Source organism: Streptomyces sp. CY-1 (assembly GCF_047218265.1).
GTDB lineage: Bacteria > Actinomycetota > Actinomycetes > Streptomycetales > Streptomycetaceae > Streptomyces > Streptomyces niphimycinicus.
The window spans coordinates 6,739,538-6,754,888 of sequence record NZ_CP178393.1; the positions used below are offsets into that span (position 1 = coordinate 6,739,538).

The window sequence follows — 15,351 nt, forward strand, 5'->3', positions numbered from 1 at the left end:
GCTCCTTCCGTGGACCGCCTACCGGGTTAGCTGTCGGGTTCGGGCGGTACGGAAGGTTGCCCTACGGCCGTGTCCGGGCGGCACTTGTGTGCCACGCCGCTTCGGGCCGATTCACCCCGGTGTCGCGTTGTCGGGTCCCCGGCTCCGGGCGCCTCACGGCGGTACCGGACTCGGCGGAGGCCGCCCGTGCCGACGTGGTTCGCCGACGGATCTTCCGGGCCGCCTGACGCAGGACGGTAGCCAACACGTGGGGCTCCTGTGAAGACTGGTGGCCGTTTTGCCCGAAACCGTTTCGTGATGTTCGGGCACCGGCTGTCAGTGGGGCGGCCTAGACTCGGGGAGCGATGAGCAGCCTCTTTGACGACAGCTTCCTGGCGGACCTCGGGCCTCCTTCGAACGAGGAGCCACCGCCGCCGCCCGAGGATTCGGCGCACCCCGGCCCCGATGGCGCCGAGGACGTGCCGCATCACCTCTTCAGCGGCGGCTTCGACGCGCCCGTGCCCCGGGAGGCGCACTATCGGGACGGCGCGGCGCGGCCCGTCGTGGACCCGTCCGCCCTGCTCGAGGGGTTGAACGAGCAGCAGAGAGCCGCCGTGGAGCACACCGGCTCGCCACTGCTGATCGTCGCGGGCGCCGGCTCCGGCAAGACCCGGGTGCTCACCCACCGCATCGCCTATCTGCTCGGCGCCCGCGGCACGCACCCCGGCCAGATCCTCGCCATCACCTTCACCAACAAGGCGGCGGGCGAGATGAAGGAGCGGGTGGAGGAGCTCGTCGGCCCGCGGGCGAACGCCATGTGGGTCTCCACCTTCCACAGCGCCTGCGTCCGCATCCTGCGCCGCGAATCCAAGAAGCTCGGCTTCACCTCGTCGTTCTCGATCTACGACGCCGCCGACTCCAAGCGGCTGATGTCGCTGGTCTGCCGGGATCTGGATCTCGACCCCAAGCGGTTCCCGCCGAAGTCCTTCAGCGCCAAGATCTCCAACCTGAAGAACGAGCTGATCGACGAGGAGACCTTCGCCGGACAGGCCGCGGACGGCTTCGAGAAGACCCTGGCCGAGGCGTACGCGATGTACCAGGCGAGGCTGCGCGAGGCCAACGCGCTGGACTTCGACGACATCATCATGACCACGGTCAATCTGCTCCAGGCGTTCCCGGACGTGGCCGAGCACTACCGCCGCCGCTTCCGGCACGTCCTGGTGGACGAGTACCAGGACACCAACCACGCGCAGTACACCCTGGTGCGTGAGCTGGTGGGCACGGACACCGAGGAGACCACGGCCGCCGAGCTGTGCGTGGTGGGCGACGCCGACCAGTCGATCTACGCCTTCCGGGGCGCCACGATCCGCAACATCCTCCAGTTCGAGGAGGACTACCCCACCGCGCGGACGATCCTCCTCGAGCAGAACTACCGCTCCACCCAGACGATCCTGAGCGCGGCCAACGCGGTCATCGAGCGCAACGAGAACCGCCGCCCGAAGAACCTGTGGACCGAGGCCGGCGCCGGGACCGAGATCACCGGCTATGTGGCCGACACCGAGCACGACGAGGCCCAGTTCGTCGCCGACGAGATCGACCGGCTGACGGACGCGGGCGACGGCAAGGCCGGTGACGTGGCGGTCTTCTACCGGACCAACGCCCAGTCCCGTGTCTTCGAAGAGATCTTCATCCGGGTCGGACTGCCCTACAAGGTCGTCGGCGGCGTGCGCTTCTACGAGCGCAAGGAGGTCCGGGACGTCCTCGCGTATCTGCGGGTGCTGGCCAACCCCGAGGACTCCGTCCCGCTCCGCCGCATTCTGAACGTGCCCAAGCGCGGCATCGGGGAGCGCGCGGAGGCCATGATCGACGCGCTGGCGCTGCGCGAGAAGATCACCTTCCCGCAGGCGCTGCGCCGGGTCGACGACGCGTACGGCATGGCGGCCCGCTCGGCCAACGCCGTCAAGCGGTTCAACACGCTCATGGAGGAGCTGCACACCATCGTGGAGTCCGGGGCGGGCCCGGCGACCGTCCTGGAGGCGGTGCTGGAGCGCACCGGCTATCTGGCCGAGCTCCAGGCGTCCACCGATCCGCAGGACGAGACCCGGATCGAGAACCTGCAAGAGCTCGCGGCCGTGGCCCTGGAGTTCGAGCAGGACCGCGGCGAGGAGAACCCCGGCACCCTCGCGGACTTCCTGGAGCAGGTCGCGCTCGTCGCCGACTCCGACCAGATCCCCGACGAGGACACCGACGGCTCCGGTGTGATCACCCTGATGACACTGCACACGGCGAAGGGCCTGGAGTTCCCGGTCGTCTTCCTCAGCGGCATGGAGGACGGCGTCTTCCCGCATATGCGGGCGCTCGGCCAGACCAAGGAGCTGGAGGAGGAGCGGCGGCTGGCCTACGTGGGGATCACCCGGGCCCGCGAGCGGCTCTATCTGACCCGCTCGACGATGCGCAGCGCATGGGGCCAGCCCGCGTACAACCCGCCGTCCCGCTTCCTGGAGGAGATCCCGGACCAGTATGTGCGGTGGCGGCGCACCGGGCCCGCCACCCCGTCGGCGTCCATGGGCAGCATCGCCTCGACCCCGCCGTCGGGGCTGACGTCCGGTCTGTCGTCGTCGCGTTCGCGCACCGGGGGCAGCGGGTTCGCGACCCGGCGGGCCAAGGAGCGCCCGGTGGTCGCGCTGGCCATCGGCGACCGGGTCACCCATGACTCGTTCGGGCTCGGCACGGTGGTGGCGGTGAAGGGCAGCGGGGACAACGCGGAGGCGACGATCGACTTCGGCGAGGAGAAGCCGAAGCGGCTGCTGCTGCGGTACGCACCGGTGGAGAAGCTGTAGCTGAAGTGACCCGAGCGCTGAGGCTGTAGCGCGCCGGTGGCGCGCTACAGCGGTCGGGGAACGGGGCCCGGGCCGGTCAGGTCGGGTCGAGGCCCTGGCCGCGCAGCCAGGGCAGCGGGTCGATGGCCGAGCCACCGCCAGGGTGGACCTCGAAGTGCAGATGCGGGCCGGTGGAGTTGCCGGAGTTCCCGGAGTACGCGATGGTCTCCCCGGCCTTGACGGTGCCGGAGCGGATCTTGGCGCTGCTGAGGTGGCAGTACCAGGTCTCCGTGCCGTCCGGGCTGGTCAGGACGACCATATTGCCGTAGGCGTCGTTCCACTGCGTCGTCACGGTGCCGTCGGTGGCGGCCATCACGGGCGTGCCGTAGCTCACCGGGAAGTCGATGCCGGTGTGCACGGACATCCAGTTGATCCCGGCCTGGCCGAACATGGCGCTCAGACCGTGCTGGGCGACGGGCAGCGCGTACTTCGGGCGCAGCGCCTCCTTGCGCGCCGCCTCGGCGGCCTTGCGCTTCTTCTCGGCGGCCTGGCGCGCCTGGAGGTCGATCCGCTCCTGAGTGCGGCTGGCGCGGTCGCGGAAGTCGTCGGCGCCCTCTCGGACCCCGGCGAGCTGGGAGTCCAGCTTGCTGTTGGCCACGGAGGGCTTCACGGGGGCCGCCGCGGTGTCGGGGGCGGCCTGAGTGGTGGACTCGTCCTTCTTGTCGCTTCCCACGCCGCTGACGGAGGCGGCGGCCACGGCGGTGACGCCGAGAGCACAGACGGAGGGGACGGCGACGGTGAGGAGGGCGGAGCGCTTGGGGCGGGGCGAGGGGGTACGGCGGCGACCGCGGCTCGCCTCCCGGCGGGGGGAGGGGGCGGATTCCCGCACGGCCGCCGCCTCGGGTTCAGGTTCCGCTTCGGGGGCCGGGTCGTGGGACTGGTCGGACTCGTGGACCGGGTCGAAGACGGCGGTGTGCTCGAAGCTGTTCGGCTCGTGCTCGGCGACGGCGGCCTGCTCGAACGCGGCCGTCTCGTCGAACGCGGCCGACTGCTCGAAGGCTCCGCTGTGCTCGAAGGCGTTCGGCTCGAACACGGCCGTCTGCTCGAAGTCGTTCGGCTCGTGCTCTGGTTGGTGCTCGGGCTGGTGCTGGTGCTGGTCGAAGCCCGGCTGGGTCAGCCCCGAGTGGTCGTAGTGCTGCGCCTCGTCCACGGTCCCGTAGGCGGTGGCGTCCCAGAACTGGGTCTGGCCGGTGTCCACGCCCGAGGTGTACGTCTCGGCCTCGTACCCCGCGCCCTGGTCCCACTGACCCGGCATCTCGGTGTGGCCGGTGGCGCCCGTGTCCCAGGCGCCGATGTCCCACTGGGCGCCGGTTTCGGCGTCCTGCTGGGCCGGGATGCCGGTGGGCAGGTGATAGCCCGCGGCGGCCCACATCGCGGTGGTGTCATAGGAGCCGGAGTCGTAATGAGTGGTGTCGTAGTGGGCCGTGTTGTAGTGGCCCGTGTCGTACGACCCGGTCTGATGCTGGTCGACGGCGGCCCATTGTGAGGCGTCGTACTGACCGCTGTGGGCGCCCTGCGCGTCGTCGTACGCGCCCGGGAGCGTGCCGAAGAGCGGGTCGCCGTCACCGTAGGCCGTGGCCAGGTGGGCGAAGCTGCCGGTGGAATAGCCGTCGTACCCGGCGTAGCCGTGCGCTGTGTCCTGTCGCTGACCGTAAGCCTCGTCGTACGGATACGAGGCGTCAGGAGCGGGGACGGTCGGAGGGGCCCCCGACGGGTGACGGTCGTTCACCACCAACTTCTCTTTCGCCTCGGCTGCAGGAGAATTAGCGGCGACTGTACCCGGCGGTACGCGGCAGCGACAATCTTCCGAGAGTTTTGGGCATCACGGCAAAGGGCATTTGGCCGTCTTTCGGCTGACTGTACGCAGTTCCTTGGCCGGGTGTTCGATTGGCGTTCGGCAATTCCGGGCCCGCTGAACTACCGGGAAGGGGCCTTGTGCCGCCGTGCGGCAGTCCCTCCTCTCATGCCACCGAGACCGCGCCGGAGCCGTCAGTCGGCGCCTCGTCGGCGGCATCCAGGGCCTCGCGGATCCGTACGGCCACCGAGGAATGCACCGCCAGGGCGAGATGTCCGATTCCGTTGACGCGGATGTTCTGGGAGATCACATCCGGATGGTCTATCCGGGCCGTCTCCGCCGGGATCATCAACTGATCCACATCGCTCCAGAAAGCGATGAAACGCGTACGGCAATCAGGGGCAGGCTGCCGCAACTCCGTTATCACCTCGGAGTCCGGGCACATCTGGCGCACGAGTGGATGTGCGGACAACAAGGGCGCGATACGGGTGCCGCTGTGCGGGGTGCCGAGCGTCACCAGGGTGTGGACGCGGGCGTCCCCGCCGAGACGCTGGACGTAGTAACGGGCGATCAGACCGCCCAGGCTGTGCCCGATGACATCAACCTGACCATGGCCGGTGCGGGCGCAGACCTCCTCGACATGGCGGCCGAGCAGCGCGGCGGCGGTGCGCAGATCGCACAGCAGCGGCGAGTAGTTGAGCGCCTCGATATGCGGTCGGCCATGGCGGCCGAGCGAGCGGCGCAGCGGAACGAAGACGGACCGGTTGTCGATGAAGCCATGGAGAAGCAGCACGGGCCGGTGGGCCCGGCCGTCCGTGGGCAGGCGCGCCGCCGCGCCGGGCGGCGGGGGAGCGGGTGGGCGCTCCTGGCGCAGCCCGGTCGGGTAGAGCAGCAGATGCCCGGCGAGCAGCGCCAGGTCGAGGGCGATGGCCCGGAGCTGCCGGATCTGTACGAGGCCCATGGCGGCCGACCTCCCGCAATGCGGCGCACAGGAGGCGGCTGGAGGCTCCCCCCGTATGCCCTCATGGGCAGCCGGTCGCTTCGGGCGTGCTTTGGCCGTGGTCATGAGCCCCGGACATCAGCCCGGGGCGGGGCGCCGGTCAGGGCGCTTGGTCAGGGCGACTTCGGCCGTGCGGTGGCCCGATGCCCTCCGGCACCGCACGAAGAAGGCGCGCTGTGACCGCATGACGCAGGACCGCCCGTCGCACCGCGGCGCCATGCGGCTCTCGACGGCGCTGCGCGGTGCGACGGTCCCCGCTGCGGCTCCCCTGGTGTGGCCGGCCCGAAGCGTATGCGGCGTCCGCGCGATGGAGGCGCGGCGTGCGCGGATGCGGATGCGGGTACGGGTGCGGCCTTCGGTGAACGTGTCCCACGTGTGATTTCCCCCTCGCGGCGCGGCGCGAAACTGCCGGGTAGGGGATGCTGGAGATAACGTTCGTTCACGTCCGTGCGGGCGATGGCTCGAAGGGCTTGAAGAGCTTGGAGGCTGCTATGGGTGTGACCGGTCCGATCCGTGTGGTGGTGGCCAAGCCGGGGCTGGACGGCCATGACCGTGGGGCGAAGGTGATCGCGCGGGCGCTGCGCGACGCGGGCATGGAAGTCATCTACACCGGTCTCCACCAGACGCCCGAGCAGATCGTCGACACCGCGATCCAGGAGGACGCCGACGCGATCGGGCTGTCCATCCTGTCCGGTGCCCATATGACCCTCTTCGCCAAGGTGCTGGAGCTGCTGCGGGAGCGCGAGGCGGAGGACATCAAGGTCTTCGGAGGCGGGATCATCCCCGAAGCGGACATCCGTCCGCTCAAGGAGCAGGGCGTCGCGGAGATCTTCACCCCGGGCGCGACGACGACCTCCATCGTGGAGTGGGTACGCGAAAACGTCCGGCCGGTAGCCGCCTGACCTGCCCGTTCGATGCGGGGCAGGGCGGGCGCGGGGCGTACGGCGCCGGACTGTCCGGTGCCGGACCGTCCCGCGTCGCCCGTACGACACCACGATGTGCCCCGGCGGCGCCTGACCCGTGGGGGCGAACGTCCGTCTCGCCGCCCGCCGCCGCAGCCCGCAACCTGATGCCCGCAGCCCGCAGCCCGCAGCCCGCAGTCTGATGCCTGGGCCAGCCTCCGCGCCTGACGCCCTGGCCCGCCCCGCAGCCTGACGCCCGGGCCCAAGTCCGGGGCTGATGTCTGGGCTCGCCCTGGAGGCTGACGCCTGGGCCCAGCCGGATCCCGGGGCACCTCCGGCCAGGGCGCGCACGCGGGCCACGGAGCTTTACGGGCTCGGGCACGCCAGGGGCCTTGCGCACGGCCGGAGGTCAGGGCATCCGCGGGCCCCCGGCCCGCTTCGTGGGTTACGCCGGTTCGAGTTCGGCTTGCATGGCTGCCCTCAGCCGGAGCGTGCCCACCAGCCGTTGGAATGCCTCCGCCCAATAGCCCCCGGCGCCCGGCGCCGCACCCTCCGACTCGTCCGGTATCGCCGTCAGCACCTCGAGCCGATCCGCCTGGGCCGGGTCCAGACAGCGCTCGGCCAGGCCCATGACGCCGCTGAAGCTCCATGGGTAGCTGCCCGCGTCCCGTGCGATGTCCAGTGCGTCGACGACGGCCCGGCCCAGCGGCTCGGCCCAGGGCACCGTGCACACTCCGAGCAGCCGGAAGGCGTCGGACAGGCCGTGGGACGCGACGAACTCGGCCACCCACTCCGCCCGCTCCCGGGCGGGCAGCGCGGACAGCAGTTTCGCCGGGTCCCGCCAGGCGGCGGGGGCCGCCTCCCCGGCGGTGACCGGCGCCACCGCCGGGGTGCCGAGCAGCGCGCGGCACCACTCCGCACTGCGCTGCCGCACCGCGGCCCGGCACCAGGCCGCGTGCAGATCCGCCTGCCAGCCGTCCGCGACGGGCAGCGCCACGATCTCGGCCACGCCGCGTCCGCCGAACCACGCGCTCCAGCGGTCCAGCGGGGTCGCCTCCACCAACTGGCCCAGCCACCAGGACCGTTCCCCCCGGCCGGAGGGCGGCTTGGGCACGATGCCGTCGCGCTGCATTCCGCTGTCGCATTCGTCCGGCGGCCGGACGGTTATCCATTCGGCGGCGGTCGGTTTGTCAGCGGTGAGCCCGCCGGTGGCCGGCTCACCGCCGGTCACCTCGTCGGTGGTCAGAGAGACGCAGCCCCGCGACCGCTCGGCCATGCGCGCGGCGAGCGCGGAGCCGGGGAGCGCGGAGAGCAGCTCGGCGGCGGTCGCCCGGACGTTGCGGCTGCGGTCGGACAGCGCCTGTTCGAGGAACGGCTCATCGGACGGGGAGAGATCATCGCGCAGCGAGTCCAGGAACATCAGCCGGTCCTCGGCCCGCTCGGTCGACCAGGTGCCGCTGAGCAGGGCCAGCCCCGCCGCCGGGTCGCGGTGGCGCGCCGCCGCCAGCAGGGACACCCGCTCGGCGAACAACCCCTCCTCCCACAGCCGCTGTTCACCGTCCGGGCCGGTGGCCGCCCCGGACGGCTCAGGGAGCGCTGTGGGAGCCCGGCCCGCCGTGCCCCGCAGCGCGAACTTCCAGTCCGGGTTGAGCCGGGCCAGCCACAGTGCGCGCGGCCCGCCCAGCGTCAGTGCCTCGGGCCGCAGATCGGTGCGGGCACGGGCCGCGTCGAGAAGGGCCGGGAGCAGTGCGTCGGGCACGCGATAGCCGTGGTGATTGGCCAGGGCGAGCCACTGCGGCAGCAGCTCGGCGAGGTCGGGCGCGGAGCGCGGACCGCCGCGCCCCGGTGCCGAGCGGTCGGCGAGCAGCATCGCCAGTCTGCCGCGGGCGGCCGCGGGCAGCGCCGGACGCGGATCCTCGGGCGCCCGACCGGGCCCCGGCCGGGCGGGCGCGGGCCGCAGCCCGGCCCGCCGCCGCACGGTGCTGAGCGCGGCCGCGTCCAGCAGGGCGGACGGCGCGTCCTGCCCGGGGCGCGGTGCGACGGGCGGAGTGCGCCGCTCGGTGCCGAGCAGCGCGGCCGCGACGAGATCGTCCCAGGACGCGGTGGGGGTCGTGGTGGTCAACGGGTGCCTCCCTGCGCTGCCATGGCGATGAGCGAGACGGGGGTCGGGTCCCAGGCCGTGAGGGGCGAGAAGCCGCGATGGCCGCACTCGCCGAAGACGGTGACCGGACCACCGCCGGATATGGCCATCAACTGCCACAGATCGGTGCGCCCCGCACAGCGCGGATCGACGGGCAGCGCGGAGCCGCTCCGCTCATCCGCAAGCTGCCATCCGCCGTCCCCCGGGACCGGCACCACCTCGGCGAGCACGACAGGCCAGCCGTCCAGCCATGGATCCTCCCCGAGCGCCGCCCCATAGTCCGCGAGCGCGGTATCGACATTGCACCCCTCGGGGACCGGCGGCGACGTGGGTGATGGGGCGTGCGGCAACTCCCCGTGCCGGGTGCCGATCGCGGCACGCAGGGGCCGGGCCGCCGGGTAATACGTGAGGTCGGCGTCGAGGACCAGGCCGGTGGGCAGGGCGAGCTCCGGGGACTGGCCGGGGGCGCTGAACGAGAGCAGCAGTGCCATACGGCGCGTGCGCTCGCCCCGCAGCCAGATCCTGCGGGTGGTCAGCCTGCCGTCCGTGCCGTCCTGGCGGCCCAGGACCAGCCAGCGGTCCCGGACCGGCTCCCCGGTCGCCAGCAGCTCGGCCACCGGCGTCGTAAGGCCCACGCGGGTGCGCGTGGTGGCGGCCAACTGCTCCGGGAGGCGGTCCAGATGGAGGAATCCCTGGTTGAGGAGGTGGGCCAGCGCGCACTCCTCCAGCAGCCGGGCGGGCCACCCCGGACCGGACGACGGAATCGCGGCCAGCTCCCGCACCCGCGTCTCGAGCCCCGGAGCCTGGGCGTCGACCATCCGCGCCGCCGTCTCGTCCCACACCCCGTACCCGGCGCGGTCGGCGGAGGCCAGACCGTCGCGGAGCAGATCGGCGAGCCGCCGCTCCAACTCCGTGGCGCCCGCGGCGATGCGCTGGGCCCGCCGCTCGGCGCGGCGGCGGGCCGCCTCCGGATCGGCCGCGCCCGCGCTCTCCCCTCTCCCCGAGCCATCCCCCTTCTCGCCGCCGTCACCGCCGCGGCCCGGGCCCCCGTCCCGGGCCGCGGCGGCGAGCTTCTCGGCCCGCTCCCGCCGGTCGCCGAGCCACTGCTCGGCCCACTCCGGCGGCTCCCCGCCCCCGGGCACGCCCCCCTCGCCGGACGTCCACAGCAGCAGCAGGCCCAGCGCGTGCTTGCACGGGAACTTCCGGCTCGGACAACTGCACCGATAACCGGGCCCGTTCAGATCGACAACCGTCTGGTACGGCTTGCTGCCGCTGCCCGAGCACAGCCCCCACACCGCTTGGCCGTGCGCGCCCGCGCCCGACCACGTGGCGGCCGCGGCGAGCTTGCCGCCCGCCGTGCGTGACGTGGCGTCAGGAGCCAGGGCCAGCACCCGCTCCGCCGTCCAGCGTTCCCCCTGCGGATTCATGTCTGCGACGGTACGGGCACCCACTGACAATCGCCCTGACCTGGGCGTTCGTTGACCGGGGCCCGGTTGTCAGTGGGGTGGTGCAGGGTGGTTCACACGTCCGGAAACGGAACGAGGAAACAAGTCGTGGGGGAGCTGTGACCGTCACTGTGCCCGGAACCGAATCCACCGACACCAGCGCGGCGGCAGGGCCCACCGAGGCCGCCGGAGCCGCGGAAGCGCTGCGTCCGCACGCGGAGGACGCCTTCGCCGACGAGCTGAGCGCGCTGGCCGCGGCCGACGACCGTCCGAGGCCCGCGCGGTGGCGGCTGTCGCCGTGGGCGGTCGCCACCTATCTGCTCGGCGGCACGCTGCCCGACGGCACCGTGATCACACCCAAGTACGTGGGCCCGCGCCGCATCGTCGAGGTCGCCGTCACCACCCTCGCGACCGACCGCGCCCTGCTGTTGCTCGGCGTGCCCGGCACCGCGAAGACATGGGTCTCGGAGCATCTGGCGGCCGCGGTCAGCGGCGATTCGACCCTGCTGGTCCAGGGCACCGCCGGAACGCCCGAGGAGGCCATCCGGTACGGGTGGAACTACGCCCGGCTCCTCGCCCACGGCCCGAGCCGTGACGCGCTCGTGCCCAGCCCGGTGATGCGCGCGATGACGGACGGCATGACCGCGCGTGTGGAGGAGCTGACGCGCATCCCGGCCGATGTGCAGGACACGCTGATCACCATCCTGTCCGAGAAGACGCTGCCGATCCCGGAGCTGGGGGAGGAGGCCCAGGCGGTCCGCGGGTTCAACCTGATCGCGACCGCCAACGACCGCGACCGCGGGGTCAACGAACTCTCCAGCGCCCTGCGCCGCCGCTTCAACACGGTCGTGCTGCCCCTGCCCGCGACCCCGGAGGACGAGGTCGACATCGTCTCCCGCCGCGTCGCCCAGATCGGCCGCTCGCTGGAGCTCCCGGAGCTCCCGGAGGGCGTCGAGGAGATCCGCCGGGTGGTCACGGTCTTCCGCGAGCTGCGCGAGGGAGTGACCGGCGACGGCCGTACGAAGCTGAAGTCGCCCTCGGGCACGCTGTCGACGGCCGAGGCCATCTCCGTGGTCACCGGCGGCCTCGCCCTCGCCGCCCACTTCGGCGACGGCGTGCTGAGGGCGGGCGATGTGGCCGCCGGCATCCTGGGCGCGGTCGTCCGCGACCCGGCGGCCGACCGCGTCATCTGGCAGGAGTACCTGGAGACGGTGGTCCGCGAGCGCGACGGCTGGAAGGACTTCTACCGCTCGTGCCGAGAGGTGACCGCATGACGGGCGCCCCGCGGGCGCGGGCCGCCGGCCCGCTGCTGCTGGGCGTGCGCCATCACGGGCCCGGGTCGGCGCGGGCGGTGCGGGCGGCGCTGGAGGCGTGCGCACCGCGCGTGGTGCTGATCGAGGGGCCGCCGGAGGCGGACGCGATCGTGCGGCTCGCCGCCGAGAAGGACATGCGCCCGCCCGTCGCACTGCTCGCCCATGCCGCGGACGACCCGGGGCGCGCCGGATTCTGGCCGTTGGCCGGGTTCTCCCCGGAGTGGGCGGCCATCCAGTGGGCGCTGGCCCACGAGGTCCCCGTACGGTTCATCGACCTCCCGGCGGCCAACTCGCTGGCCCTGTCGGCGAAGCAGACCCTGGAGGCCGCGCCCCCTCCGGCGGCGGGGCCGCCAGCCCCGGCGGCCACGCCAGCCCCGGCGGCCGCGCCCGACCAGGCCGGTTCGCCCACTCCGGACGGTCCGTCCACACCGGCCGCTGCGCTCGATCCGGTGGGCCCGGGAGACCAGGCGGGCCCGGGCGGCCAGGCCGCTCCGGGTGGCGTCGGCTCCGCCGAGCGGTTGCGCGTCGACCCGCTGTCCGTCCTCGCCGAGACGGCCGGATACGACGACCCGGAGCGCTGGTGGGAGGACGTCATCGAGCACCGCGGCACCGGCGGCGCGGAGGCGTTCACGGCCGTGGCGGAGGCCATGGAGGCGCTGCGCGCCGAGTACGGGCACGGCGGGCACGAGGACGACGCGGTGCGCGAGGCCCATATGCGGCTGCGGCTGCGCGAGGCGCGGCGGGAGTTCGGGGACGACGACGTCGCCGTCGTCTGCGGGGCCTGGCACGTACCGGCACTGGGGGCGCGGACCACCGCGACCGCCGACCGGAAGCTCCTCAAGGGGCTGCCCAAGGTCAAGGCCGAGATGAGCTGGGTGCCCTGGACACACCGGCGGCTGGCCCGGCACAGCGGATACGGGGCGGGCATCACCTCGCCGGGCTGGTACGACCATCTCTTCCACGCCCCGGACCGGCCCGTTGAGCGCTGGCTCACCAAGGTCGCCGGGCTGTTGCGAGACGAGGACTTCGCGGTGTCCTCGGCTCATGTCATCGAGGCCGTGAGGCTCGCCGAAACGCTGGCCGCGATGCGCGGACGTCCGCTCGCCGGGCTCGCCGAGACCCTCGACGCCGTAAGGGCGGTGATGTGCGAGGGCTCCGATGTGCCGATGGCGCTGGTGTGGGACCGGCTGGTGGTCGGCGATGTCCTGGGCGAAGTGCCCGAGTCGGCTCCGGCGGCGCCGCTCCAGCGCGACCTGACGCGCATCCAGCGCTCGCTGCGGCTCAAGCCCGAGGCGCTGGAGCGCGAGCTGGAGCTGGACCTGCGCAAGGAGACCGACGCCGGGCGCAGCCGCCTGCTGCACCGGCTGCGGCTGCTCGGGGTCGACTGGGGCAGCCCGGCCGTCTCCCGAGGCAGCACCGGCACCTTCCGGGAGACCTGGCGGCTGCGGTGGGAGCCGGAGCTGTCGGTGCGGGTCGCCGAAGCGGGGGTGTGGGGCACCACGGTGCTGTCGGCGGCCACCGCCAAGGCGGAGACCGAGGCCCGGAGCGCCAAGGGGCTCGCCGAGGTGACCGAGTTGGCCGAGCGCTGTCTGCTTGGCGCGCTCTCCGGGGCCCTTCCCGTCGTGATGCGCTCGCTCGCCGACCGGGCCGCGCTCGACGCGGACGTCGGCCATCTCGCCCAGGCCCTGCCCGCTTTGGTGCGCTCGGTGCGTTACGGGGACGTACGGGGCACTGACACCGCCGCGCTCGGCGAGGTCGCGGTGGGGCTGGCCGAGCGGATCCTGGTCGGGCTGCCGCCCGCCTGCGTCGGCCTCGACGCCGACGGCGCCGCCGAGATGCGCGGCCATATGGAGGCCGTGCACCGGGCGATCGGCCTGCTGTCGGAGACGGAACCCGGGACCGGGAAAGAGCCGGAGCCGGGGACCGGGCCAGTGCCCGGGACCGGGGTACAGCCAGAGCCAGGGCCCCGGTATTCCGGCGCCGCCGACGGCCTGCGGGGGCGCTGGGCGGCCATGTTGCGCTCCCTCGCCGGGCGGGACGGCACCCCCGCCACACCCGGGCTGATCCGGGGCCGTGCCGCGCGGCTGCTGCTGGACGATGCCCGGCTCGCCGAGGACGAGGCGGCCCGGCTGATGGGGCTCGCGCTCTCGCCCGGCACCGAGCCGTCCGAAGCGGCCTCCTGGATCGAGGGGTTCATCGGCGGCGGTGCGGGCGGCGGCATGCTGCTCGTCCACGACGAGCGGCTGCTCGGGCTGGTCGACCGCTGGCTGAACTCCGTTCCCGCCGAGGCGTTCACCGACGTCCTGCCCCTGCTGCGGCGCACCTTCTCCGCGTACGACACGGGCGTGCGCCGCACCCTGGGCGAGCTGGTCCGCCGGGGCCCCGCGGCCGAGGGGCACTCCGGCGGTCGAGCCGTCCCCGCCGCACCCGGCTTCGGCCCCGGGCTGGACCCGCACCGCGCGGCGGCCGTCGTCCCGACGGTGCGCCTGCTGCTGGGCCTCGATCCGGCCCCGTACGGCAACGACACCATGGAGGCAGCCCGATGACACACGGCGACCCTCACGGCGGCGCCGAGCTTCACGGCGAGGCCGACCTTCACGGCGACGCCGGCCACAACCAAGGTCGCGGCCAAGGCGATCAGGAACGGCTGCGGCGCTGGCGGCTGGTGCTCGGTGGCCAGGGCGCCGACGGCACCGGCTGCTCGCTCAGCGGGGCCGACGCCGCCATGGACCGCACCCTTGAGGCCCTCTACGGCTCCCGGGGCGGTGACGGCCATGGCGGCGGAGGCACGGTCGCCGGGCGCAGCGGCGGCCCGCAGGGCGCGGCGAGCGGTGCTCGCTCCGGCGGGCTCGGCGGCTCCGCGCCCCAAGTGGCCCGCTGGCTCGGCGACATCCGTACGTACTTCCCCACCTCCGTCGTCCAGGTCATGCAGCGCGACGCCATCGACCGGCTGGGGCTCTCCGCCCTGCTGCTGGAGCCGGAGATGCTGGAGGCCGTGGAGGCGGACGTCCATCTCGTGGGCACCCTGCTGTCCCTCAACAAGGCGATGCCGGAGACGACCAAGAACACCGCTCGGGCCGTCGTCCGTAAGGTCGTCGAGGATCTGGAGAAGCGGCTGGCGACCCGCACTCGCGCCACCCTCACCGGAGCGCTCGACCGCTCCACCCGGATCGGCCGCCCGCGCCACCGGGACATCGACTGGGACCGCACCATCCGGGCCAACCTCAAGAACTACCTGCCCGAGCACCGGACGGTCGTCCCCGAGCGGCTCATCGGATACGGGCGGGCGGCGCGCGGGGTGAAGAAGGATGTGGTGCTGTGCGTCGACCAGTCGGGGTCGATGGCGGCGTCCGTGGTCTACGCCTCGGTCTTCGGCGCCGTGCTCGCCTCGATGCGTTCCCTCGCCACCCGGCTGGTCGTCTTCGACACCTCCGTGGTCGACCTGACCGATGAGCTGGACGATCCGGTGGACGTCCTCTTCGGCACCCAACTCGGCGGCGGCACCGATATCAACCGCGCGCTGGCGTACTGCCAGTCGAAGATCACCCGGCCCGCCGACACCGTCGTCGTCCTCATCAGCGACCTCTACGAGGGCGGTATACGCGAGGAGATGCTGGGGCGGGTCGCCGCGATGAAGGCGTCCGGGGTGCAGTTCGTGACGCTGCTCGCGCTGTCCGACGAGGGGGCGCCGAGTTACGACCGCGAACACGCGGCGGCGCTCGCCGCACTGGGCGCGCCCGCCTTCGCCTGCACCCCCGATCTCTTCCCGGAGGTGATGGCGGCGGCCATCGAACGACGCCAACTGCCCATACCGGACATGGCGATCCATCAGTGATCCGGGGCTTGCGCCGACCCCTGTGGGTCGTGCAAGGATCAACCCCGTCGCCCAGGACGTGAA

9 protein-coding genes and 1 riboswitch are annotated in these 15,351 nt (G+C 73.0%); of the genes, 5 read left to right on the top strand and 4 right to left on the bottom strand.

The genetic code is table 11. The annotated features are described in order from the left end of the window. A riboswitch (cyclic di-AMP (ydaO/yuaA leader) is annotated at positions 1-171 on the bottom strand. Positions 172-344: 173 nt separating this feature from the next. Then, a complete protein-coding gene (pcrA, locus tag ACK1X7_RS29000; RefSeq protein ID WP_413115825.1) occupies positions 345-2,819 on the top strand; it encodes a DNA helicase PcrA in 2,475 nt (824 codons plus the stop codon). Positions 2,820-2,895: 76 nt separating this feature from the next. Here pcrA and ACK1X7_RS29005 read toward each other — a convergent pair whose 3' ends face one another. Beyond that, entirely contained in the window at positions 2,896-4,590 is a 1,695-nt protein-coding gene (locus ACK1X7_RS29005; RefSeq protein ID WP_413115826.1) for a M23 family metallopeptidase, read from the bottom strand. Positions 4,591-4,819: 229 nt separating this feature from the next. Beyond that, positions 4,820-5,614, bottom strand: a complete 795-nt coding sequence (locus tag ACK1X7_RS29010; protein WP_385146135.1) for a lipase family alpha/beta hydrolase — start codon at positions 5,612-5,614, stop codon at positions 4,820-4,822. 530 nt (positions 5,615-6,144) lie between these two features. On the opposite strand from ACK1X7_RS29010, the gene ACK1X7_RS29015 reads away from it, so the two are divergent. Continuing rightward, on the top strand, positions 6,145-6,555 hold the full coding sequence (locus tag ACK1X7_RS29015) for a cobalamin B12-binding domain-containing protein (protein ID WP_014061419.1): 411 nt from the start codon (positions 6,145-6,147) through the stop codon (positions 6,553-6,555). A 445-nt stretch (positions 6,556-7,000) separates the two neighbouring features. On the opposite strand, the gene ACK1X7_RS29020 is transcribed toward ACK1X7_RS29015, so the two are convergent. Together ACK1X7_RS29020 and ACK1X7_RS29025 are read right to left on the bottom strand one after the other, a co-directional pair. Next, entirely contained in the window at positions 7,001-8,677 is a 1,677-nt protein-coding gene (locus ACK1X7_RS29020) for a DUF5691 domain-containing protein (protein WP_390793080.1), read from the bottom strand. Next, on the bottom strand, positions 8,674-10,122 hold the full coding sequence (locus ACK1X7_RS29025; protein ID WP_413115827.1) for an SWIM zinc finger family protein: 1,449 nt from the start codon (positions 10,120-10,122) through the stop codon (positions 8,674-8,676). Before ACK1X7_RS29025 ends, ACK1X7_RS29020 begins: the two co-directional genes overlap by 4 nt. A gap of 137 nt (positions 10,123-10,259) precedes the next feature. Here ACK1X7_RS29025 and ACK1X7_RS29030 point away from each other — a divergent pair, with 137 nt between their 5' ends. Genes ACK1X7_RS29030 through ACK1X7_RS29040 form a run of 3 tightly spaced genes read left to right on the top strand, consistent with a single transcriptional unit; the run spans position 10,260 to position 15,288 of the window. After that, the gene (locus ACK1X7_RS29030; protein WP_364001355.1) at positions 10,260-11,414 is read left to right on the top strand and encodes an ATP-binding protein; all 1,155 of its coding nucleotides are present in this window, start codon (positions 10,260-10,262) and stop codon (positions 11,412-11,414) included. Then, complete coding sequence (locus tag ACK1X7_RS29035) at positions 11,411-13,999, top strand: DUF5682 family protein (RefSeq protein ID WP_413115828.1); 2,589 nt, start codon at positions 11,411-11,413, stop codon at positions 13,997-13,999. The genes ACK1X7_RS29030 and ACK1X7_RS29035 overlap by 4 nt, the downstream gene beginning before the upstream one ends. Next, a complete protein-coding gene (locus ACK1X7_RS29040; RefSeq protein ID WP_385154360.1) occupies positions 13,996-15,288 on the top strand; it encodes a VWA domain-containing protein in 1,293 nt (430 codons plus the stop codon). The genes ACK1X7_RS29035 and ACK1X7_RS29040 overlap by 4 nt, the downstream gene beginning before the upstream one ends. The last annotated feature ends 63 nt before the right edge of the window (positions 15,289-15,351 follow it).

Coding starts and splice junctions, on each gene's coding strand:
- pcrA (WP_413115825.1), top strand. CDS start 345: ATGAGCAGCCTCTTTGACGACAGCTTCCTGGCGGACCTCGGGCCTCCT.
- ACK1X7_RS29010 (WP_385146135.1), bottom strand. CDS start 5,614: ATGGGCCTCGTACAGATCCGGCAGCTCCGGGCCATCGCCCTCGACCTG.
- ACK1X7_RS29015 (WP_014061419.1), top strand. CDS start 6,145: ATGGGTGTGACCGGTCCGATCCGTGTGGTGGTGGCCAAGCCGGGGCTG.
- ACK1X7_RS29025 (WP_413115827.1), bottom strand. CDS start 10,122: ATGAATCCGCAGGGGGAACGCTGGACGGCGGAGCGGGTGCTGGCCCTG.
- ACK1X7_RS29035 (WP_413115828.1), top strand. CDS start 11,411: ATGACGGGCGCCCCGCGGGCGCGGGCCGCCGGCCCGCTGCTGCTGGGC.
- ACK1X7_RS29040 (WP_385154360.1), top strand. CDS start 13,996: ATGACACACGGCGACCCTCACGGCGGCGCCGAGCTTCACGGCGAGGCC.